At 62.1% G+C, this 22,095-nt stretch carries 19 protein-coding genes and 3 pseudogenes; 13 read left to right on the top strand and 9 right to left on the bottom strand.

What is annotated here, in order from left to right:
• Positions 1–168: 168 nt before the first annotated feature.
• Positions 169–1,147: pseudogene (locus IPG65_RS11615) on the bottom strand (IS30 family transposase).
• Positions 1,148–1,319: 172 nt separating this feature from the next.
• Complete coding sequence (locus IPG65_RS11620; RefSeq protein ID WP_293190079.1) at positions 1,320–1,670, bottom strand: DUF2958 domain-containing protein; 351 nt, start codon at positions 1,668–1,670, stop codon at positions 1,320–1,322.
• A 267-nt stretch (positions 1,671–1,937) separates the two neighbouring features.
• Here IPG65_RS11620 and IPG65_RS11625 point away from each other — a divergent pair, with 267 nt between their 5' ends.
• Positions 1,938–2,228, top strand: a complete 291-nt coding sequence (locus IPG65_RS11625; RefSeq protein ID WP_293189581.1) for a helix-turn-helix transcriptional regulator — start codon at positions 1,938–1,940, stop codon at positions 2,226–2,228.
• Between the two features lie 54 nt (positions 2,229–2,282).
• Positions 2,283–3,794, top strand: coding sequence for a hypothetical protein (locus tag IPG65_RS11630; RefSeq protein ID WP_293189583.1), 1,512 nt, complete (start codon positions 2,283–2,285; stop codon positions 3,792–3,794).
• Between the two features lie 41 nt (positions 3,795–3,835).
• Here IPG65_RS11630 and IPG65_RS11635 read toward each other — a convergent pair whose 3' ends face one another.
• The gene (locus IPG65_RS11635; protein ID WP_293189585.1) at positions 3,836–4,150 is read right to left on the bottom strand and encodes a DUF736 domain-containing protein; all 315 of its coding nucleotides are present in this window, start codon (positions 4,148–4,150) and stop codon (positions 3,836–3,838) included.
• 830 nt (positions 4,151–4,980) lie between these two features.
• Here IPG65_RS11635 and IPG65_RS11640 point away from each other — a divergent pair.
• Complete coding sequence (locus IPG65_RS11640) at positions 4,981–5,499, top strand: GNAT family N-acetyltransferase (RefSeq protein WP_293190081.1); 519 nt, start codon at positions 4,981–4,983, stop codon at positions 5,497–5,499.
• A 130-nt stretch (positions 5,500–5,629) separates the two neighbouring features.
• On the opposite strand, the gene IPG65_RS11645 is transcribed toward IPG65_RS11640, so the two are convergent.
• A complete protein-coding gene (locus tag IPG65_RS11645) occupies positions 5,630–5,839 on the bottom strand; it encodes a hypothetical protein (RefSeq protein ID WP_293189587.1) in 210 nt (69 codons plus the stop codon).
• Positions 5,840–5,900: 61 nt separating this feature from the next.
• Positions 5,901–7,352: pseudogene (locus IPG65_RS11650) on the bottom strand (chromosome partitioning protein ParB); the annotation flags it as partial.
• 119 nt (positions 7,353–7,471) lie between these two features.
• Between IPG65_RS11650 and IPG65_RS11655 the strand changes: the two are divergent.
• From IPG65_RS11655 to IPG65_RS11665, 3 genes are all read left to right on the top strand, one after another.
• Positions 7,472–9,019: a site-specific integrase gene (locus IPG65_RS11655; RefSeq protein WP_293187605.1), complete on the top strand. Its 1,548-nt coding sequence runs from the start codon at positions 7,472–7,474 to the stop codon at positions 9,017–9,019.
• A gap of 424 nt (positions 9,020–9,443) precedes the next feature.
• A complete protein-coding gene (locus IPG65_RS19380; RefSeq protein WP_366932132.1) occupies positions 9,444–9,923 on the top strand; it encodes a tyrosine-type recombinase/integrase in 480 nt (159 codons plus the stop codon).
• Positions 9,920–10,924: a tyrosine-type recombinase/integrase gene (locus IPG65_RS11665; protein WP_293187607.1), complete on the top strand. Its 1,005-nt coding sequence runs from the start codon at positions 9,920–9,922 to the stop codon at positions 10,922–10,924. Before IPG65_RS19380 ends, IPG65_RS11665 begins: the two co-directional genes overlap by 4 nt.
• Before the next feature lie 86 nt (positions 10,925–11,010).
• Here the strand turns inward: IPG65_RS11665 and IPG65_RS11670 are convergent.
• Together IPG65_RS11670 and IPG65_RS11675 are read right to left on the bottom strand one after the other, a co-directional pair.
• Positions 11,011–11,685, bottom strand: a pseudogene (locus IPG65_RS11670) (ParB/RepB/Spo0J family partition protein); the annotation flags it as partial.
• 66 nt (positions 11,686–11,751) lie between these two features.
• Positions 11,752–12,579: a DUF932 domain-containing protein gene (locus IPG65_RS11675; protein ID WP_293189589.1), complete on the bottom strand. Its 828-nt coding sequence runs from the start codon at positions 12,577–12,579 to the stop codon at positions 11,752–11,754.
• Positions 12,580–13,231: 652 nt separating this feature from the next.
• Here IPG65_RS11675 and IPG65_RS11680 point away from each other — a divergent pair.
• Entirely contained in the window at positions 13,232–15,223 is a 1,992-nt protein-coding gene (locus tag IPG65_RS11680; protein ID WP_293189591.1) for a hypothetical protein, read from the top strand.
• Positions 15,224–15,523: 300 nt separating this feature from the next.
• Here IPG65_RS11680 and radC read toward each other — a convergent pair whose 3' ends face one another.
• Both radC and IPG65_RS11690 read right to left on the bottom strand, forming a co-directional pair.
• Positions 15,524–16,060, bottom strand: a complete 537-nt coding sequence (radC, locus tag IPG65_RS11685) for a DNA repair protein RadC (protein ID WP_293189593.1) — start codon at positions 16,058–16,060, stop codon at positions 15,524–15,526.
• Positions 16,061–16,484: 424 nt separating this feature from the next.
• Positions 16,485–17,300 carry a TatD family hydrolase gene (locus IPG65_RS11690; RefSeq protein ID WP_293189595.1) on the bottom strand — a complete coding sequence of 272 codons (816 nt, stop codon included), beginning with the start codon at positions 17,298–17,300 and terminating at the stop codon, positions 16,485–16,487.
• A gap of 327 nt (positions 17,301–17,627) precedes the next feature.
• Between IPG65_RS11690 and IPG65_RS11695 the strand changes: the two genes are divergently transcribed.
• The 6 genes from IPG65_RS11695 to IPG65_RS11720 are packed head-to-tail and all read left to right on the top strand — an operon-like array spanning position 17,628 to position 22,094.
• On the top strand, positions 17,628–17,942 hold the full coding sequence (locus tag IPG65_RS11695; protein ID WP_046980573.1) for a hypothetical protein: 315 nt from the start codon (positions 17,628–17,630) through the stop codon (positions 17,940–17,942).
• Positions 17,939–18,307: a helix-turn-helix transcriptional regulator gene (locus IPG65_RS11700; RefSeq protein ID WP_293189604.1), complete on the top strand. Its 369-nt coding sequence runs from the start codon at positions 17,939–17,941 to the stop codon at positions 18,305–18,307. The genes IPG65_RS11695 and IPG65_RS11700 overlap by 4 nt, the downstream gene beginning before the upstream one ends.
• A complete protein-coding gene (locus IPG65_RS11705) occupies positions 18,304–19,194 on the top strand; it encodes an ImmA/IrrE family metallo-endopeptidase (RefSeq protein WP_293189606.1) in 891 nt (296 codons plus the stop codon). The genes IPG65_RS11700 and IPG65_RS11705 overlap by 4 nt, the downstream gene beginning before the upstream one ends.
• Positions 19,187–20,038, top strand: coding sequence for a thymidylate synthase (locus IPG65_RS11710; protein WP_293189608.1), 852 nt, complete (start codon positions 19,187–19,189; stop codon positions 20,036–20,038). The genes IPG65_RS11705 and IPG65_RS11710 overlap by 8 nt, the downstream gene beginning before the upstream one ends.
• The gene (locus IPG65_RS11715) at positions 20,035–21,174 is read left to right on the top strand and encodes a nucleotide kinase domain-containing protein (RefSeq protein WP_293189610.1); all 1,140 of its coding nucleotides are present in this window, start codon (positions 20,035–20,037) and stop codon (positions 21,172–21,174) included. Before IPG65_RS11710 ends, IPG65_RS11715 begins: the two co-directional genes overlap by 4 nt.
• Positions 21,174–22,094 (top strand): nucleoside triphosphate pyrophosphohydrolase family protein, encoded by a 921-nt coding sequence (locus IPG65_RS11720; protein ID WP_293189612.1) that lies wholly within the window; start codon positions 21,174–21,176, stop codon positions 22,092–22,094. Before IPG65_RS11715 ends, IPG65_RS11720 begins: the two co-directional genes overlap by 1 nt.
• The last annotated feature ends 1 nt before the right edge of the window (position 22,095 follow it).

The raw sequence follows: 22,095 nt of genomic DNA on the forward strand, positions 1-22,095 counted from the left end.
CGGTGCATTGCGAAATCCGTCCGAATGCGACGGCCGCATGAGCCAAAAATGTCACGCGGCACAAAACACCATGCCGCAAGCCGCATGAAAGATCGTGACTTTTTCAAGCAGAAGCGCAGGGCTTGGATGCATGAGTGGGCGGTTTCAAGACCGAAGCGCAACACTTGGTTATTGAGCGAAAACAGGGGCCTGCTGGGCCATGGCCAGCAGGTGTGAGAACACAGCCAGCGGGGTGTTGAAGCCATGGGTTGCGCGAGGTCTGCTGTTCAAGCTGTCGGCGATGGCGTCCAGTTCGTCCTGGCTGTGCACGCTCAGGTCAGTGCCTTTGGGGAAGTACTGGCGCAGCAGCCCGTTGGTGTTCTCGCAGGTGCCGCGCTGCCAGGGCCAGGGGGTCGCAGAAGTAGACCTGCACGCCCGTGGCGGCGGCCAGTTGCCGGTGGTAGCTCATCTCCTTGCCCTGGTCGTAGGTGAAGCTCTTGCGCATCGGATCGGCAATCGCGTTGAGCTTGGCCGTGAAACCGGCCAGCGCCGAGCTGGCCGTGGCATCGTCCATCTTGGCCAGCAGCACCAGGCGGCTGGAGCGCTCCACCAGCACGCCCACGGAGGACTTGTTGCCCGCCCCTTTGATGAAGTCGCCTTCCCAGTGGCCGGGCATCACGCGATCCTCGATCTCGGGTGGGCGCACGTGGATGCTGACCATCTCGGGGATCTGGCCACGCCGGTCGGTGCCACGGCTGCGCGGCAACCGTGTGCCACGGCCCTGGCGCAGGCAGGCGATGAGCTGGCGGCGCAGTTCGCCCCGAGGCTGGGCGTAGATGGCGGTGTAGATGGTTTCGTGGGACACGTGGCGCGCGGCCTCGTTGGGAAAGGTGCGCTTGAGGGTAGCGGCAATCTGCTGGGGCGACCACTTCCAGTCCAACAGGGTCATCACCAGGCTCCAGGACAGGCTGTCAGAAGACAGTTTGGCAAGAGGGCGGGCAGCACGCCGGCGCGCCTGGCAGGACAGCTGTGCGCGGTGCGAGCCGTAGGCCGCGTCAGCGCCCGTGTTGCGCGCCAGCTCGCGGCTGATCGTCGATGGCGATCGCCCCAGCGTGCGGGCCATCGCGCGCACGCTTTGCCCTTGCTGGCGCATGCTCGCGATCGTCATGCGGTCTTCGGGTTGGAGTTGTTCGTATCGGGAGGCGGATGGCATGTGAACACCTTACAGCAGGGGGTGTTGCACTTCGGATTTGAGGCCGCCGTGCCAATTGAGACTTGGCGAGTCTGGAATAAGACTGAAATAGTCTCAATACGCCCGGTTTCGCCGGTGCGTGGGCGGTTCAATCGACGATGGAGCCGTTCTCTTGCGCCAACCGCAGATATTCCGACAACGGGCGCACCGCCTGGAAATACCGATCCCGCATCACAGGCAGCTTGTTCGGCCCGACGATGGACGCGAGGTCGGACAGCTTCACGCGGCCCAGCTCGGGCATGCTGATTCCCAGGTCGATCAGGCCGTAGGCCGTGTCGCCGTCAGTGGGATCGAGCGCGGTGAGCAGCCAGGTGGCGTGCGCGTCGGGCGTGAACAGCCGCACGACCGGCAACGGGTCGTGCGATTCACCGGCGGCGGCAAGCCGCCCGTTCGCCAGCAGCGCGGCGCGCTGTTCATCGGTGACAAGGGGAGCGTTCATCACGGTATTCCTGCTTCAACATGGGAGTGTCCAGCCGGTTTTGCGTTTCCACGTCGACGCGCGGAGGCGTATTCCACCCAAGCCGTGGAAGAAGCACACAAGCGCAAAAGTGGAATTGTAGAAATATGGAAAGACACGATGGCGGTTCTCCGGTTCTGTCGGAATCTGCAAAAGCGGATTTCCGTAAAAGCACGAATAAGGGCCAGTGGCACGAATGAGTTAAAGATAACGTGGTTTTAATTGTGCTGCGACTTGACGCTTCTGTCCATGCAGAAGCGATCCGTTCAGCGCGGCCGACCGGCCGGTTCCACCACCCATGACGCCGAGCTGGCTCACGCCTTCGGTGCGGCGGTGCGTGCGCTGCGGATGGAGCGCGGCATCGCGCAGGAATCACTGGCGCACCTGGCTGGCGTCGAGCGTTCCCACATGGGCAAGGTCGAGCGCGGCGAGCACATGCCTACGCTCGCGATCATCTTCAAGATCGCGCGTGCGCTGGGGTTCAGCGTCGCCCACTTGATGGGAGCAGTTGAAGAACTCCTAGGCGAAGCGCAGGAATAACCCTGTTGCACGTAGCCTTGTTGGCCGCGTGTTGCGGCTTTGAGAAGGAACGCAATGGCAAAAACATGCATCGTGTGCGGCCAAGCCGCAGGCTCTGGAGAGCACGTTTTCCCCGCCGCCCTTGGGGGTCGGCGGGTCAATTCAGGCATCTATTGCCCCAAGCACGACAACAGCTACTCCGGTCTCGTCAGCGAGATCGCCGGACAGCTCGATTTTTTCAATGCGTACCTGGGCGTTCGCCCGGATCACTCCAGTCACCTGAAAACCGCCTTTGGCGAGCACACGCTGACTGGGGAGACGGTTTCCATCTCTGCCAAGGAGATCAGATTCACGAAGCCCCGGGTCATCTCGCGCACCCCGGTTGGCGAAGGTGAAGAGTTGCACCTCGGGTTTCCCAACCAGCAGTCGGTCAAACAGTTCACCAAGAAGATGGAGGACGACGGACACGAATGGACACCCTTGTCGAAGCCATCCATGCGGCCGTACATCACGGGCTCCATTCACCACAAGCGCAAATTTGGCGGTGCGTGTGGTCTTGGCGCCATCGCGTACATGACGCAGACATTCTTCGCTCAGGAGTTCCCGGAAGTCGCGCGATCAGGGGCGCTGTCGGATTTCATCAACTACACGCAAGCCACCGCCAAGGTCGCGGCGCAGGGAGGCTGCGAACAGCAGCCGGAAGAGCGCGAAGAGATGATCGAGGCGCGCGCAGCGTTGGCGGCTGCGTTGGAACCCTTCGGAGGCAAGGCACCGGCCTGGTGGGATTTCAGCCCGCCCGTAGGCGCGCGCGCCAACAAATTTGAATTTGGGCATCAAGTGACGGTCGGTATTGATGGCTCCGACGGCCAAATCTATGGCCGTGTTGCGCTGTTTTCCGCCTTTACCTTTGCCATGCGCCTGGGCACGGCACCGCAGGGTTCCGCCACGCGCGAAGTGACCGTGGACATTGATCCGCTCGCGGAGCATCCGCCACACGACATCGAAAAGCATCAAGTGTTCTCCGCGCCAGGCCGCGTTCATGTGCCGGAAAACGCCACTGAAGGGCTCGCGGATGCACTCGCCAACGGCACGCAACAACATGCGTTCGCAAACCTTTTGGAGCGCATGGAAGAACATCAGCTTCTCAAGCTCGCTCGCACCATGAGCAAAGCTCTCGCGCCATGCCCCACCTTGTCGTCGCTTGAAGCGCGCGCATTGATTGAGAAAGAACTCAGCCAACAACCGCAGCAGATTTGGCGCATGGCCACGTTCGTGGTGGAGGGTTTGAAAGAAAAGATGGTCAAGGGAAACCTGCAGGCCATCACACCGATGCTCGATGGCCTGATTGCCCATGACATTCAATCGGTGAGCGGCTTGTCGCGGCAGGCCGAGGCCACGTTGACCTTGGCCAAAGCCGCATTGACAGCGCAAATGGAGGAAGACTGCGCAGCAGGCTTACTCAACGAGGCGCGGATCACTGAACTTATGGGCAGAGGCCCGGGCCTTCATGTCGTGGGCCAGGCGGTGCTGGCCCCTGTTTTGCTGGTGCTTGGGGAGTCCCCTCACTCGAACGAGGTGAGCGGATGAACCGAAACGCCCCGCCGCAGTAAGCGGGGCGCTGGCGGCCGTCAGGCCGCCTGGGGCTTGTTGCGCGACCAGATCAAGTTGTGCGTGCCGCCTTCCTCCTCGATCAGCCGGGCATAGACCGTTGCCGCGAACGAAGGATCGTCGAGGGTCACGGACACGTAGGGCCGCTCGGCCTTGCTGATTTTCTTCCACGCCGCGCCGATGTCGAATCCCGCTGCCTGCACGCGGTAATCGGGGGCGTGTTCGTTGTCCCCCTTGTCGTTGGGAACCAGCTTGGCCTTGACGTTGAGCGTCAGGGTGCGCAGCGTGCCGGTGAAGCCGTCTTTGTCCGCGGTGAAGGTGCCGATGGTTGCCATGATGAATCTCCTTACGGTTGAACAAGGTTCGCGCCCATCGCGTCCTTGTTGTGATCCGGCCGGCGGGGGACGGGCTGGCTGCACCGCTTGCGGCCGCAACGCAGTGGAGGGCCGGGAGGCGAAAACAATTTGTCCCGCGAGGAATGCGCCGAACGCAGTGACAAAGCAGGGGAAATTGTTTTCGCCGGACGGTTGCAGCCATGAAGCCCGAGGTGCAGCCGGGCCACCGCCAGGATTCACAACAACACAAGGACGCCTTGGGCCGAACCACCCCCAATCCGAAAGGAGACTTGGCCGACTCGGCATCCCTGCGCAAAGATTTCACCGGCACGCCCCCTGACATGAAGCAAAGGCCCATCCCCAACGACAGGAGGAATGCGCCCCTGCACCTTGCGGAGGCCCTGCTGCAAGCGCGGTGCGGAGGCTCCCCACAAGGCCGGGCGGCGTGTCCGTGAACTATCCTTCGTGACACACGCAGACAACGAACCGCCAGCGTCGGGGACGGCACGCTTTCGTACAACCTGCCGCAGCAAGCCCAAGCGCATCAGCCACGCCATGTCCGCTGCGACGGGGCGCTGGCCGGGCCGATCCGGCGCACGCCGGTTCGGCGGCATCAAGGGGCGCCAAGCATCGCGCGGCGGGGATAGCCAGCAGGGCTTTCCCCTGGAGGCAAGCGAAGCGCGCAGCGCCGCAGGCGCGAAGGCGTGAGGGATTGGAGCCGAATGGCCGTGACGGCGAAGTCGGCACGGGGCGCAGCCCGAAAGCCCGGCGGCGCATTGCGCCGACACGCCCAGGCTGTTCTATATTTTGAGCAGGGAACGCAGAACACCATGACCATCCAGCTCCGACACGAAACTCCAGACGATATTGCCGCCATCGAGGCCGTGACAGTCGCCGCCTTCGCCAATGCACCGCACACCAGCCACACTGAGCAATTCATCGTGCGCGCTTTGCGTGCCGCCGACGAACTGACGCTCTCCATCGTGGCCGAGGAGCAAGGGCAGGTCGCCGGCCACGTCGCGCTGTCTCCGGTGACGATCACCGATGACCGCGGGCGAAGGGCCGAAGGCTGGTACGGATTGGGGCCGATCTCTGTCCTGCCGGCAAGGCAGGGACAAGGCGTTGGCTCGCGCCTGATGGAACAGGCGCTGGCTGAACTGCGGGCTATACACGCCGCAGGCTGCGTGCTGCTGGGCGATCCAGCGTACTACACGCGCTTTGGCTTCCAGGCCCATGCGGGCCTGCAACTGCCGGGCGTGCCGCCCGGCTATTTCATGGCGCTGGCCCTGCATGGGACAGTGCCGGAAGGCATCGCGCACTACAGCGATGCCTTCAACGCCGCCGCCTGAGCCAGCGCGAAGGCGGCGGCGTTCTGATGGGGCGGTTGAACCTTCAACACCGGGTGCGGCCACTGCCGCGCCCGGATTTTGCGTCCACCGCGCCCAGGGCGGAACGGCCTGGGCGCGGTGCTGATCGCGGTTATTCCTTCGTCTCGATAAGCCACCACACGGCATGCGGCAAGGTGCGGCCTGTGATGGGATGAATGTCGGTGAGGTCAGCGCGGGCTGACCAGCCCGAGGGCGGACGGTAACCGCGCACGTCGCCTGCGCCGTGCCAGCGGCGGGCGCGCACCGTGCCGGGGGCATAGATCGCCACTATGCGCGGGTGGTTGGTCGTGGTGTGGTTCATGGGGCTTCTCCTTCCTGCGAAGCGCCCCGGTCGAGGCCGGAGCGCTTGCCTTCGGCGTGGGTCAAGCGGCCAGCGCCACGGCGGGTTCATCCGCCATTGCCTCGGCATCCTGCGGGGCGTCCTGCTCCGGGCCTTCTTCCTGCGCGCTTTCCTGCGCTGCCTGCTGCGGGCCTTCGGCCTTGAAGATGGCGGGCATCCAGCCCGTGCCATCCGCCAGCCGTTCGGCCTCGCTGGCAATGTCGGCCTTCTTCAACTTCGCCAGCCGGGTGACGTGCTCCGGCGCGTACTCGCCCACGGCTTGCAGAATCGCTGCCTTCGGAACGTGCTTGAAGAAACCTTCAGCAGTCGGTTGCCACCATGCAGCCATGTCGAGGCCCACGGCCTGCGCCAGTTCCTCGCCGGGCTGGTGTGGCGTGGCGCGGGACGTCACCACGTCCACCGTGGAGGCCACGCATACCGCCAGCAGCCGCACCAGTTCGTCTTGCGGCTTCGCCAGCAGCACGGCGAACAGTTCGGCGCTGTCCTGCGGCAACCCTTCACCGGCCACCTGTTGCAACTCGCGCAGTGTCACGGCAGCGGGCGATTCCGGCCAGTCCGGGGCCATGCCTTCCAGCCGATCTTGCACCGTGAGGCGAACCCCCAGCGGCAGATCGTGCCCGTAGTGACTGCCCTGCAAGATGGTTTGCACCATGCCATGCACCAGCGCGGCCAGCGCCACTTGCGGATGCCGTGCGACTTCGATTTGCAGCGCGGCCGTGCGATGGGCGCTCAGGCGCTGGACCAGCCGGTCGGACATGGCTGCGGCCTTGGGCGCTTCGTCGATATCGTCGCCTTCGTCGCTTTCGATTTCGGCGCCGCTGAAACCTTGGCGCAGCTTCTCCAGCGTGCGCAGCGCCTTCGCTTCGGCCTCGCGCAGCAAACCGCGATGAATCACGGCCTCGCCGTTGCGGTCGATGGTGACGATGGCACCCGCTGCGACCTTCGCGCTCGGGGCATACCCTTGCAAACCAGCTTCCATTGCCTGCAACTGCTCGCCCAAGGCTTCGCCTTCCTCCTGCAAGGCGTCTGCCTTGTCCTCGTCCTCGGCGTCCATTGCGGCATCCACCGCTTCGGCGACTTCCTGCATCTTGGCTTGCAGCTTCTCGATGCGCTGCGCTTCGCGCTTGCTCGGCTCGCGCCGCTCCCTCGGCGCACGCTGGAACGCTTGCAGGTCGGCATGTGTCACGCCCGGCGTGGCATCCACCCAAGCCCATCCTTCGGCCTTCACCTTGGCCGCGATACCGGTCAGCCGGTCTTGCGCCAGCCTTTCCAGCAGCGCGGCATCGGTCAGATACACGCCCGCATCACCTTCCGCGAACAGGTCGCGGCGGATGCCGCCGCCTGCCTGCTCGTAGGCGTCCAACCCGACGAAGCGCACCAGCGGATGCCGGTAAGCGTCAATCTCGCGCTCGGTGAGGCGTTCGCGCAGCGCGGACGGGCCGCGCTGCCATGTCGGCGCATCGTAGAAGGCGCTTTATGTGGAGCAGAAGATTATGCCGAGCATGGTCTCCAAGACGTTGATCCACGGGGGCAACCTCTGGAGTCGCTCGGCATAACCATGATCCTTTCTTCCCAACCAGAAGAAGGATCAACATGATCGCCAGTCCGAACCCGACGTTTCATACGTCATCCAGGCATAGCAAGGCAGCCCAGGCCGACGCCTTGCTTGCCGAGTACCTCGACACCCAGCGCGGCTTTCCTTCCTTTGCGACCCGTGCCAGCGCGGCCCGTCATTTCCTGTACTGGCTGCGGTCGCGGCGCATTTCCATTGCTCAGGTAGGGGCCACTGTCGTCGAGCGCTTTGCACGCCATCAATGCCGATGCCAGGGCTTTCACGGACAGGGCTACAGCCCGCAAGAGGCGCAGCGGCCGGGCTACATCACCAATGTCCGGCGGTTCGTTGCCTACCTCGAAGATCGCGGCGCCATACCTGTTCCCGAAGATCATGCGCCAGTTGCAGCTCAACTTCCGGCCTACGGCAACCATCTCATCCTGCGGGGATACAGCAGAGGGACCCGGAGCATGCTTTCTTCCGCTGCCGAGCACTTCGTCCACTGGCTTCGTTTGTCTCGCATTCAAGCGCAGGATGTGGATGGTCGTGATGTCGAACGCTTTGCGCAACACGATTGCAGGTGCTTTCTTTGTCGCAAGCATGGGACCGTGACCGCTTGGGGTGTGGCTGAACGGCGGCGCGGAGCGTCCGCATTGCTTCAATTCCTGCGTGACGGTGGCCTGGTGCCTCCGCTTAGTGTCACAGCGGAGGACCCGCGCCTGACCGATTTCCGGGCGTGGCTTGTCCATCGATGCGGAGTCACCAAGCAGACGGTCGTGCGTTATCTTGCCGAGGCCACGCGCTGGCTACCGTCGCTGGATGCTGACCCGGGTACGTATGACGCCATCACGATTCGCAATGTCGTGCTGGACCAGCCCGCGAACCGATCCCACAAGTCCGTGCAACTGACCGCGATCGTGCTGCGGTCCTATCTCAGGTATCTCGCGGCCAACGATGCGTGCCGTCCCGAACTCATACACGCCGTCCCCTTCGCTCGAGGTCCTCGCAACGCCGGTTTGCCACGGTTTCTGAGCCCGGCAACGATCGAGCAGATCATTGCATCATGTGACGCCAGTACACCAGCAGGACTGCGTGATCGAGCGATCATCCTGCTGCTGGCCCGGCTCGGGATGCGGGCCGGCGACATCTGCCAGCTTGGGCTGTCAGACATTGACTGGACGACTGCGCGGTTGCGCGTAGCTGGCAAGAGCCGAAGGGCGATGCAGTTGCCATTGCCGCAAGATGCCGGGGATGCGTTGTTGGCCTATATCGAGCAAGCTCGCCCGAGCGTACGGGAAGACCACGTCTTTCTGCGCCTTCAGGCACCGCAGGGACCTTTGAAGTCGTCGGCCATCGCTTGCCTCGTCGCAAAGGCCCGCGCTCGCGCCGGTATTGAGGGTGGACCAACAGGATCGCATGTGTTCCGCCATTCGCTGGCGACCTCGATGGTTAGGGCCGGTGCCAGCCTGGAAGCCGTTGGTGCCATCCTTCGTCACCAATCGCCTGAGACGACGGCCATCTATGCCAAGGTCGACGTGACCATGCTGGCCCGTGTCGCCCAGCCCTGGCCGGGAGGTGCACCATGCTGAGCGACGACGTCATCCGCTATGTCGCAATGCGGCGTGGTTTCGGACTCCAGTTCGACGCGCCAGAGCGCATCTTGCGGCAGTTCGCCCGCTATGCAGAGGAGCGTGGAGATCAGCACCTTCTGTCTCACCGCATCTTCGAGTGGTGCCGCAAGGCTTCCACGCCGAACCGGGCACGAACCTTCTACAACGCCATCAGACTCTTCTGTGTCTTTCTCCATGCGGAGGATGTACGCCACGAGCTGCCGCCAGCCGGAGCCTTTGGGCGGCAGTTGCCACGGCCGACGCCGCATCTACTGGACCCTCACCACGTCCGCTCCATCATGGACGCCGCGCTCAAGTTGGGACCCGAAGGGTCGATCAGGCCGCATACGTACCATCATCTCTTCGGCCTGCTGGCGCGGCTGGCCTGCGCATATCCGAGGCTTTGGCGCTCAAGCGCGGAGATCTCACCGAGGACGGACTCATCATCCGCAATGCCAAGTTCGGCAAGAGTCGGCTCTTGCCGCTTCATCCGACCACGCGGCAGGCGCTGGACCGCTACCTCGCGGTCCGCGCGAAGCTTGGTTCCCATGGCGATGACCTGTTCGTGGTGACCACTGGCCATGCTCCGAATCAGCGCTGCGCACAACAAGTATTCACTCAGCTCCTGCGGCAACTGGGATTGCGTGCGTCGGGTTCAATACCAGGCCCGCGGCTGCACGACCTGCGGCACACCTTCGCTGTGCGCTCACTGGAGTCCTGCTCCCACGATCGGCAAGTGGTCGCCAACCACATGCTGGCGCTCAGCACCTATCTCGGGCATGTAGACGTCACGAAGACGTACTGGTATCTCGAAGCGACGCCGGTCTTGATGCGCGACATCGCCCTGGCGGGTGAGCAACTCTTCCGGGGAGAGATGGCATGACAGATCTTGCCCCGCATCTGACTGCGTTCCTGCGAGAGCATCTGCCGCGCGACCGCAACGCCAGTCCTCATACCGTCGCGACCTATGCCCACTGCTTTTCTCTGTTGATCCGGTTCGCCGCCAAGAGGCTCAGCCGCAGACCCTGCGACCTTTGCGTCGAAGACCTCAGTCCGGACCTGGTGCTCAAGTTCCTCGACGACATAGAAGCTGGGCGCGGCAATTGTGCTCGCACACGCAATGCCAGGCTTGCGGCTATTCGAGCCTTCTTCCGCTACCTTGAATACCAGGTTCCGGCTTGCCTTGACCAGGCCGCTCGCATTCGTGCGCTGCCGCAGAAGCGCACCGACACCGCCCTGATCGACTACCTGACGCGCGAGGAGATTCAGGCGCTGTTGGCCGCCCCAAGCACCCACACGACCAACGGCATGCGTGATCGAGCCATGATGCACCTGACCTACGCTGCAGGTCTGCGGGTGGCCGAACTGCTGGCGCTGCGCCTGGACAGCTTTCCTAGCAACTTACTGGCGACGGTCCGGATTGTTGGCAAGGGTCGCCGGGAGCGTGTCCTGCCGCTGTGGCGCGAGACGCAGATGGCGCTGCGGGCTTGGCTCGCTGTTCGCCCCAAAGTACTGGCACCGGAGTTGTTCCTCAACCGCAACGGTGAACCCATGACCCGCGACGGCTTCGCCCATCGACTCGCCCAGCACGTTTCAGTTGCCGCTCAGAAACAAACCTCGTTGCTGCACAAGCGCATCACGCCTCACGTTCTGCGGCATAGCTGCGCCATGCACACGCTCGCGGCCACCGGCGACATCCGCAAGGTCGCGTTGTGGCTCGGACACGCCAACATCACGACAACCGAAACCTACCTGCGCGCCGATCCGGCGGAGAAGCTTGCAGTACTGGCTGCTCACATGCCCCCGTCAGTCAAACCAGGGAAGTTCCGGCCACCATCCGACACCCTCATCGCCATGCTTTCCGAGGTCCGCAACGCGACATAGGCAGAGGTATTACGGCACCACGGTTATGCCGAGCAGATCCAGAGGTTGCCCCCGTGGATCAACGTCTTGGAGACCATGCTCGGCATAATCTTCTGCTCCACATAAGCCGCGTTATCCCGATAACGACATAAAGCGCTTTCTTGCGCGGCGTGGTCGTCGGTGATGGCAAGGGCCATCAACTGATCGAGCGTCACGGCATCGGCGCGATAGTCGGCCATCAGGCGCGGCGAGACATTGGCGAGTTTCAGGCGGCGTTGCACCACCAGCGGCGTGACGGAGAAATCCGCTGCAATGTCCTCGATGGGCCGGCCTTCGGCCACCAGCGCCGCGAAGGCTTCAAACTGGTCTGCCGGGTGCATGGCTTCGCGCTGCACGTTCTCGGTGAGACTGGCCGTGCGGGCCGTGCCATCGGCCACCCGCAGGCAAGGCACGTCCCAATCCTTGGCGATGCGGTGCTTCTTCGCCAGCAGCTTGAGGGCTGCGAGGCGACGGCCACCGGCCACCACTTCGTAATGCGGGCCATCGGCGGCGGGAATCACGATCAGGTTTTGCAGCAGGCCCACGCGCTGGATGCTCGCGGCCAGTTCGGGAATGGACATGCGCGGGGTCTTGCGCACATTGCGGCCCGTGGGGCGCAACACCAGCCGCGACAGCGGAACCAGAATCATGTGCTTGCTCGGGTCGGCGGCTTGCAGCACATGGGCGGAACTGCTGGCTGCGGTGTTGACGGCGCGGGCTTCAGTCGTGGTAACGGCGTTCATGGTGTATCTCCAATCAAGTGAAACAAAGGAATGGAGGGGAACCGCCCCTCCGGCGGGGGGAACGGTTCAAGCCTTGAGCTGGCGCATGCCATCGGCCAGCAGCCACAAGGCACGGTTCAGGCGAATGTCCGAATCAATGCCCTGCACAGGGCGGGTCTGCTGGCGGCGTCCGTTGGCGCCGCGGCCATGCAATCCGCCTTTGGTCAAGTTCTCCTGCGTGCGGTTGAGCACGCTCCACAGGTCGGGGCGGCGGTCGTCAAACCGGCGCGGCATCAAGATTTGCGATTCGGTGATGGGCGCGGGCTTGTCCGGGTCGTCGTACTTGAGGGAAAGTGCGGCGCGGGCGAAAACTTCGGATTCGCCATCGTCCAAGGTGATGCCGCGCATCAGGTCGCGGGATTCCTTCACGCGCTCGAAGCCGCTCAACACCTCGAAAGCGCCTTCGATAACGGAACCGGCCACGTCGCCTTTGTGGGGTACGCGCACGTCCGCTACGGTGTCGCCGCAAACAAGGCCATTGCTGCACACGAAGCGGAACATCCCGGCCAGCATCTGATAGCTGCTGGTGCCGTCATGCGAGTTCAGCAGCACGATTTCGTTGGCCTCCGCGCCGTTGATCTGGCTGGCGTGGCGCAACCGCAGCATGTGTTTGGTGTGCTCGCGCTTGCCTTCATCGCGCACGCGGGTCTGCGTCACCATGAAGGGCTGGAACCCTTCCTTGCGAAGCTCGGTCAGCACGGCGGCGGTGGGGATGTAGCTGTAGCGCTCCGAACGGCTCTCATGCGGGGCGTCCGCGAAGATGGATGGGGCCACGCGCCGGATGTGGTCATCGGACAGCGGGTAGTCGCTGCGCAGTGCGGGGGAATGGTTTGTGAAACGGGATGCGAGTTGCATGGTCTTTCTCCTGACTTGGCTGTTGAAGAAAACCGCACACCGGATTCCAAGATTCGGAGCCCAGCCTTTCGGCTGTTCGGTGCGGTCGGCACGAAGAACCCGGTTGGCCTCGTTGCCACCGTCTTCCTGAGTTCATCGCCCGCGACGGTCAGGAGCGCGCGGACGGGGGCCGTCAAGGAGACAAGCGCAGGGTTGGTGCGGCCCGCAGGCGCAGCCGAGGACACGGCCCTGCGCGCCTTGACGGCACACGGCCGCGGGCTACAGTCGCGAGCAAGGTGATGGAGTCAGGGAAGACGGCTGAACAAGGCAACGGCCCTCCAACACGCCGACCGCACGGCAAGCGAAGCGCGCAGGCCCGAAGCTGGAAGCCGGGCCGGAGGCGTCAGCCGAGCGGAGCGAGGGGACGATGGAAGCCCGAAGGGGGCGAGACACCAGGACCGCAGGGCAGGGTGGCTCGATGCGCAGCACGACAGCGCGGCCGGCCATAGCTCCTTGGCCGGAGACGCCCAGTATGGAATGCAGCACTGCCAGGACCTGTAGCATCCTTGGTCAGCACGGCATTCCGCACCTCACTCTGTACACCAGCCGCAAACAATACGGCCAGCTCCCACAAATGAGGCGCGGATGAATTTCCCGCAGCACAGAGGTAGCAATGGCGCAAGGTTCGAGCATCTGGCAGGTCGACACCCCTACCGCACCGACGCGTCCCGTGCCCAATGCCGCCACCGTGCCGCTGAAATGGGGTCACGACTCGCGCACCGGCGAGCCACGCTACATCCACGACTCCGAGATCATCGAAGGAGGGGCCGAATGCCAATGCCCGGCTTGCAACCTTTCGCTGACGCCGGTGTTGGCGGGGCAACCTCTGCGCCGGAATCCGACGGCGCATTTCCGCCACCCCAAAGGCGCCCAGAAAGATGACTGCACCCTCGTTGCCGCGCGGCTGGCCGCGATTCGACACTTGAAGGAGCAGGGCTTCATCAATCTACCCAGACGCAGAATGTCGGCCTCCGCCACTGGCTTCAGCGGCCAGGGCTATGAGGGCTGGGCAGAGACAGGCGAGGAGCGTATTTCCATTGGCAGCGCCGTACTCCATGATCACGCCACGGCGCTGTTGACGCTGCCAGATGGCCGGGAACTCATCGTCGATCTCACCGGGCAACGCGATGCAGGCAGCGATGGCCATGGGCGCGCCATCGTCACGCTATCCCTTTCCGACCCCGCTATTGCGATGATGTCGCAGGAGGAGATCCGCGCGCGGTTGCGCCTGCTTCCAGACATCCGCTGGTGCGCGCATTGGAACGACCAGGCATTGCACGCGGCCGCGAGCGCGCAGGCCCGCCAGACCGCGCACGACGCCATGGATGCCTGGGGGGAAGCGGACGAAGCACTGTTTCATCGGGGTCTGCCCCTGGACCTGGATCCATCCGTCGCTCAGCAATGGCGCCGCGAGACCCTTTTGCACAGTGAAGTCAAAGCGATCCTCGAACAGGCGTCGCAGATCACGACGCCCGGCCTCTATGTCGAAGTGACCCGCTACGCACCCGACGAATTCGGCGGCGAATGGGAGGCCAACACGCTTCGCGCTCAGTGGGGAACATCGTCCGAGACGCTGCCACTGGAAAACACCCAGTTGGAGCAACGCCAGGGCAGCATCGTCCCCGACGTCATCTGCACCTTGCGCGAGCCACGGCCCTATATCTACGGGTTTACCGAAACCTGGCTTGATGGGGCCTTTGAAGAATTGATAGAAGACACCCACAGCAGCCAACAGTGGCCTCGAACCGTGCTGATCGAGGTCACTGTGACCCACGGCATTGATCAGGAAAAGCTGCGTCGCATCCGGGAACTCAACCTGCCGACGTTGGAAATCGACATCGGCTCGCTCGGCGGCCGGGTGACTAGGGAAGGCTTGCGCCACCTGGTGGTGAACGAAACCGTCGGCAAGCGCTGGGTTCATCACCCGACCTGGCGGCTCCGTCGCCAGATCCTCGAAGCGGAACTGGACCAGCATCCGGTCACGGTCCGCTTTCAAGAGCGCCTGGCCGAACTGCGGCGTCCCCGACTGCTCGCGACGCCAGCATCGGAATGGGTCGTGATCTATCTGGCCGCCGCCACGGAATTTCACGACGCCAATACCCGCATCGACAAAGCCCGGCGGGCACACCGAGGAGAGGGCCCAGCGCCTGCGCTGCTGGGAAAGGACAGCGAACCCTGGCTGCGGCTCATGGAAGCCGCAGAAGCCCTTGCCGCGCACGGTTATCCGGGCGCCGCCGACCCGGAGATGCTGGGTGTGGCTGGCATCGTTTCACGGCTGCTGTCGATCCAGCACAACCGGGGCATCGGCTATGCATTCGATACCGGGTACCAAGTGCTCAACGCCATCACGCAAAGCGGCCCCGGCTACCAGCAATGGCACACGCTGTACCCCATGGCCGTCAAGGCCTATGGATTGGAGACCCGGTTCACTTCGAAGCAAGCCGAGCGCTATGCGTCCTGGCGGCAAGGCATCATCGACAAAGTGGATGCTGGCGACGAGACGCACCTGCGGCCTGTGCGCTATGACGCCGTGCTCGGCATCCTCTTCCCAGAGATGGCGCCGCGCCTGGCCAAGGGCTACGGCCGTAGCCCGCAGCCCCAGTGACTTGTGACCGGCCGAATGCGGCCCGGCACACGACGCCTTCCACGTACATACAAGAAAAGAACTGCAGGATGACGAAAAGATCGGACACCGTCGTCACTGCGAGATCGGCTGGGCGTCTCGCCCCTGCTTTACCTCGGCGCACCTTGCTGTATGGCTGTTCAAATAATGGCTCCTCGGCCGCATGACAAGAGTGCCAAGCAAGGTGCGGCGGGGATGTGCAAATGAGCCAATCCCCGGAACCCAGCACACGCGCGCAGCGCGCACGATGAAAAGAAAAAAGAGGGCCGAAGCCCTCGTTGCCTACATGAGCCCCTTTTCTGCCATCGACAGGACCGAGTCGCCCGCCACGATCAGGTGATCCAGCACCCGCACGTCGATCAGCGCCGCCGCCGATTTCAGCGTCTGCGTCAGATGCTCGTCCGCCCGCGACGGCTCCGCCGAACCACTGGGATGGTTGTGCACCGGCAGCAGAGCGCTTGAATTCCGGCTCAGCGCATCCTTGACCACCTCGCGCGGATACACCGATGTCTGGCTCACGGTGCCCCGGAACATCTCCACGTAGTCGAGCACCCGGTGCTGCGCATCCAGATGAACCACCGCGAAGATCTCATGCGGCAAGTTCCCCAGCCGTGCCCGCAGGAAGTCCTTGACCACCGCCGGCGAAGTCAGCACTTCGGTCCCACGCATCCGGCCCGCCAGCACCCGCTGTGCGGCCAGCAGCACCTCGTCGGCCTCGGCCGGGCGGTACTCGCCCGCGACATCACGAACGAGCAGCGAAGAGGCAACAGAGGAAACGGCAACGAAGGAATCGAGGGAAGAGAACAGATCGTGCGACATGGCGAACTCCAGTGATCGGGCGGTATTGCCCGAGACCGGAACCGGCACGCCGCAGCGCAGCTGTCACAGGTTCGAAGACGGCCGGCAGGACGCCAGCGTGCGCAGCACGCGTAGACCTTGACCGCGAGAACGGTGTGCAAGGATGAAGGGAACAGCAAGCCAGCCTACCCACACCAACTCACATTGCATCCGCAAGCGCAGCGCGCAGCGGCACCGCCGCGAAGGCATCAGCGATGGAAGCCGAAGGGGCGAGACGACGCAGGCGGCTCGATGCGCAGCAGGTACAGCGCGGCCCGGCATCGCCGGGGAGGCACAGCTCTGGTTCGTCGTTGGACAAGCTTGGCAGTGGATTTCCTGATAACCCGGACCTGCTCACCCTGAAAGGGTGCCCGCGACGCGCCGAGCATAGAGGGGTCGAAGTCCTTCAATTGCCTGGAAGGCCAAACATCCGTCGGCTATTGGAACTGCAGGTCTGAATGATCTCGTCGATGTCGCAGCCCAAGAGCTCTGCCACGCTTGCAGCTACCCAGGGAAGATTTGCCGGCTCGTTGTGCCCACGACGCGTTTCGGCGTTCTTGGGAAACAGATAAGGAGCATCCGTTTCAAGGTGCAGTCGATCCAGCGGAATGGCTGGCAGCGCTTCGCGAAGCGCCTGCCCGCGTTGGAGATCTGTGACCCAGCCCGTGATGCCGATGTCGAGCCCCATCGCGAGAAAGGCTTCTGCCTCCGCACGGTTGCCCGTGAAGCAGTGCACGACGCCGCGCGCTCCGGCGGCCACCACAGGGGTAAGCATGTCGTGGAAATCGGTGAAGGCGTCGCGGCAGTGAAGAAAAAGCGGCTTGCGGGTCTCGACAGCCATTGACAGCTGCTGTTCGAAGGCAATGCGTTGCGCTTGGGGAGTCGAGAAGTTGCGGTTGTAGTCAAGGCCACACTCTCCAATAGCCACGACCTCCGGGCATGCCCAGAGTTCGGTCAGCTCGCGGAAGGTGCTTGGGTCGTATGACTTTGCGCCATGGGGGTGCACCCCCGCGGTCGCGAAGACGGTGCCCGGATTGGCTCTTGCAAGCTCAAGGGCCAGACGACTGGACGCCGCCGATGTGCCTGTCGCCAGAATCTGGGTCACGTTTGCCGCCCGTGCACGCACCAACAGTTGGTCGGTCAGCGACACCAACTGCCCCGAGTGGAAGTTGACGCCGATGTCAACCAGTCGCGCTCGTCCGAGTTTTGATCCTGTGCTCATGCGCTGATGGTACGGGGGTGATACATACGGTCCATTTGCATTCAGGTTCGGTACTGTGGGGGCGTAAGTCGACAGACACGTCGCTGCTAGTGACGGTTGCATCGACCGGTTGAATCCGCCCTTGAGTGCTGACGATCGGCAGTCCTCGTTGGGTACCAGGGACTGACTGCTGGGCCCGTCCCCTGAAGCCAAGGGCGGCGCGCAGCCTGCACCTGTGCAGAGTCGGATGCCTCCGACCTTCGCCGTGCGTCCACGCGCCGCTTGCAGCGATTCTTGAGGAGTGGTAAGATATTCTTACCGGCCGTAATGGCCCACATGGAGGTCCAAATGGATGCCGCTTTGATTCAGACGACCCTGGTGGAAGTACTGCAGAACATACAAGCCACGAGTGAGCTTGAGTGCCCACCGCTTGGGGGCGCGACGAAACCTATTGAGGAACTGCCGAAGTTCGACAGCAAGATATGGCCCGTCGCCATTGGCATGCTGGGCGCGAAGCTCGGGATCAGCATCGCCAATGATGTGAACATCTTCCGGCAGGACGATTCCAGCATTGCGCTGACGATTGACGAGATCGTGGCAAAGGTCGTAGCCCTGGTAGAAGCCCAAGCCGTCGTTGAACCTAAGCAGGCGAACGCGCAATGACAGACAGCCCGGACACGCATCGTTCGGCGCTCGCCGAACGTCTGCGAGAGGCCAGAAAAGCCGCAGGCCTGTCGCAAGGCCAGGTGGCCAAGGTGCTGCAGATGCATCGGCCGACGGTTTCTGAGATCGAGGCCGGCAATCGCCGTGTTTCTGCAGAAGAACTGACGAGATTTGCGGAGACCTACGATGTCACCGTTTCATGGCTGCTCGGAGAAACAGCCGAACAGCTCGAGATGAACGACCCGCGACTCCAGCTTGCCGCACGCGAACTGAGCAAGCTGAAGCCGGACGATTTGGATCGACTGCTGCGGCTGCTGGCGTCGATGCGCAGCTCGGATGCCGAAGAGGGAGGGGTGAGTAAATGAGCGCTCAGCTCTCGGTTACGTCGGCCCCCGGGCGAAAAGCCCTGGTGATGCAAGGCATGCAGGCTTCAATCGCGGCGCGCGTCAAGGCGGGCGTGGATCTCAAGAGTCCCACCTGCATTTATGGCTTGTGCGAGGCGCACAACGTCGCAGTCCGCTTCAACGATATCAATATGGAGGGCATGTACGACCGGACACCGAAGCCGCGCATTCATGTTTCTGTACTCAGGCCTTTGGCGAGACGAACTTTCACGTGCGCGCACGAATTGGGGCATCACGTTTTTGGGCACGGCTCGACCATCGACGAGCTGCGGGAAGATCAGGCCAGCAGCGCCGATCGCCCTCCGAACGAAATTCTGGCTGACGCTTTCGCGGCTTTTGTTTTAATGCCCACGCTTGGCCTGCGGGAGGCCTTCGCGAAGCGGGGCTTGGACCCGAACCGCGCAACAGCCCTCGATATGTACGCCATCGCCTGCAACTTCGGAGTAGGGCAGGCGACTCTGGTGAATCACCTCGCCTACGGTATCAACATGATCAACCGGGTGCAGCGTGATCGCCTTGGACGGATTACGCCAAAGATGATCCGCACGGAACTGCTGGGCGAGGTCGTTGCCATGCCGCTCACGGTAGCAGATCGGCACTGGAATTCACCGACGCTCGACATCGAGCAGGACGGGCTGCTGCTCCTTCCACCGAGTGTGGTTGTGGACGCCTCAATGCTCGTGCCCGAGCGTGAGTTAGCTGCCGGGCGACTCTTTCGAGCGGCAAAGTGTGGCATCACACGAGTGGTAATACCCGGTACCTCGTGGGCCACCTATGTTCGTGTCGCCCGGCGCCAATATATTGGCTTGGCTAGATTTCGTCACCTTGAGGAGCCTGTCGATGAGTAAACACGCCTCTGCTATTAAGCCGCTGCTCGTGGATGAGCGCAATCTCTCTCACGCATGGGCGAGGGCATTTCTTCATGTGACTGAACATCCAGGGAAGGAAATATCTCCTCTAATCATCAGCGTCACGGGGTTTGAGGATGACGGCGCTGCTATTGAAGACGAGAGGGTTCGGGGCGCTCTAGAGAAGGCTCTATCCATCAAGGGAAAACGGAGTATTGAAGATGTCGCATTTACCATTTTTCCTCAGCGACTTTGGAAAATGGCGCAGGGTGATAGGGCAAAACTTTTTGACATGTATAAAAACGCATTCCCTCGGTATCAGGCAATGAACAAATCGGCGAATCGCCGGGGACTCTATTTTCAGCGACTGATTACCCAGGGGCCAGATCAGTGCCAAGGGAATCAGCTCGAATGGATACTGTCTCAGTTCGGTGGCCGCCAGGGCGTGCGTGATTCCATGTTCCAAGCAAGCATTTTTGACCCTGCACGAGATCATGTCGCCGATGCTCAACTGCAGTTTCCGTGTTTGCAGCACGTTAGCTTTCAGCCCACCGAAGAGGGTTTGGTTGTAAATGCTTTTTACGCAACGCAGAAGCTGTTCACCAAGGCATATGGAAACTACTTGGGACTTGCGCAGCTGGGGGCATTTATGGCTCACGAAATGAAGAAGAAGCTGATCAGGATGAATGTCTTTGTTGGTGTGGAGAAGTTTGATGAGTACCCGAAATCGGAAGCCATTTTTCAGCCTTTGGTAGAAGCTGCGCGTGCTTGTTGTGTTGATGAGTTCGCTGCTGCGCCGGCATCAACCAAAGAGGTCGCGTCAGTTGTCGAGACTGCAGCGTGAGAGTTGGCATCAGCAAGAGTTGCCGGCCTTCGGAAAACGACCCGACAGCCGTGCTTGAGCCGACTGCAAGCCCATCGCACTTGCTGCCGATCAAGGTGACGCCGGTATTCGATAGCTACTGGCGATTCGCCGTGGAGCGGCAGAACGTGTTCTGCCAAAGGTTGAAGGGAAAGCCAGCGCCGTGGACTACCGATCCTGTGATCTCTGTCCACAAATTTACAAACGCGTATCGTGCTTCGGATCGTGTCAGCCAGTACTTGATCAGGCATGTGATTTACCGTGACGATCTTCCGAGGTCGCCATCCGAGGTGCTGTTCCGTACTTTGCTGTTCAAGCTGTTCAATAAGATCGAGACCTGGAAGTTGCTTGAGCACACCTTCGGCGAGATCACCTTCAAGAACTACAAGTTTGAGCACTATGACAAGGTTCTAAGTCAGGCGATGAGGGCAGGGGGGCGGATCTACTCGGCCGCCTACATCATGCCGCCCGGCGGCTCTGCCTTCGGGCATACGGCCAAGCATCAAAACCATTTGCGCTTGCTGGAGCGAATGATGGTTGATGACCTTGCAGGCCAGTTGGCGCAGTTGAAGAAGATGCAGACCGCGTTCGAACTGCTCCGAAGCTACCCAACGATTGGGGACTTCCTGGCATACCAGTTCGTGACTGACATCAACTACAGCGAAGTCACGGACTTCTCCGAGATGGATTTCGTCATCCCAGGTCCAGGTGCACGCGATGGTCTGAGAAAGTGTTTCGCCGACAGCGCGGGTCTCAACGAAGCGGAACTGATCCGATTGATGGCCGACAACCAGGAGCGTGAGTTCGAGCGGCTAGGCATCAAATTCCAGTCCCTGTGGGGACGCCGGCTGCAATTGATCGATTGCCAAAACCTCTTCTGCGAGGTCGACAAGTACGCGCGGGTCGCTCACCCAGACGTGGCCGGAATCTCCGGGCGCACGCGCATCAAGCAAAAGTTTTCTCCCACCGGACCGTTGGACCTGCCTTGGTATCCACCCAAATGGGGTATCAATTCAAAGATCGAGGCAGATCTTTCGAGCCGTGTCAGCCCAATGCGGAATGAGAAAGCCGCGAACAGGTCAACTGCCCAGTCAACCTTGGACTTAGGAAGCTCGTGATGAACTTGAACACCTACCAGCGAGAAGCACAGAAGACCGATCGCGTTCCTTCGCGACAAAAAAGTGGCGATGCGGGAACCGATCTCGTGGTTCCATTGCTCGGACTGGCAGGTGAGACAGGTGAGTTGCTCAGCGAGTACAAAAAGCACCTTCGAGATGGTGATTCCCATCTCCTGTTCAGGGAGCGTGTGTCGGAGGAACTAGGTGACTTGCTCTGGTATGTCGCCAACGTCGCTGCGAAATTCGATCTCAAGCTGAACGATGTAGCGCAAGAAAATCTGAAGAAGACCCAGGACCGTTGGGGGCCGCAAGACACAGGGGTGCTCGCTTTCGATGCAGAGTTCGAAGAGAACGAGCGGTTGCCTCGACGTTTCGAAGTTGAACTCAGCGAGGTCATCGTGAATGGGCGCACGAAGATTCGCATGCGCGTCAACGGCAAGAAGATCGGTGACGATCTAACTGACAACGCTGATGACCCTGACGGCTATCGATTTCACGACGTCTTCCATCTTGGCTACGTCGCGGTACTCGGCTGGTCGCCTGTTATTCGGAAACTTCTGAAAAGGAAGCGCAAGAGCGATCCCCAGGTCGACGAGGTGCAGGACGGTGGCAGAGCGCAGGTCCTGGATGAGGGCGTCGCAGCGTTGGCTTTTGATTACGCGAAGGAACATCGGTGGCTCGAAGGCGTCACCGACTTGGACTACAAGTTGCTGCGTACGGTCAAAGGCGTGACGTCGCTTCTCGAAGTGCGTGAGCGGTCGTTAGGCGAGTGGCAGCACGCAATTCTGGTTGGGTTCGATGTTTGGCGCCAGGTCCTGAGAGCTGGTGGCGGGAAGATATTGGTCGATCAGGATGCGAAGAGCCTGACCTTTCTCGGTCCACCGAAAAGCGTTCGGCGGAAACCTTCTCATAAGCCTTGAT

Origin of the sequence: Ottowia sp., assembly GCF_016703145.1 — a bacterium.
GTDB lineage: Bacteria > Pseudomonadota > Gammaproteobacteria > Burkholderiales > Burkholderiaceae_C > Ottowia.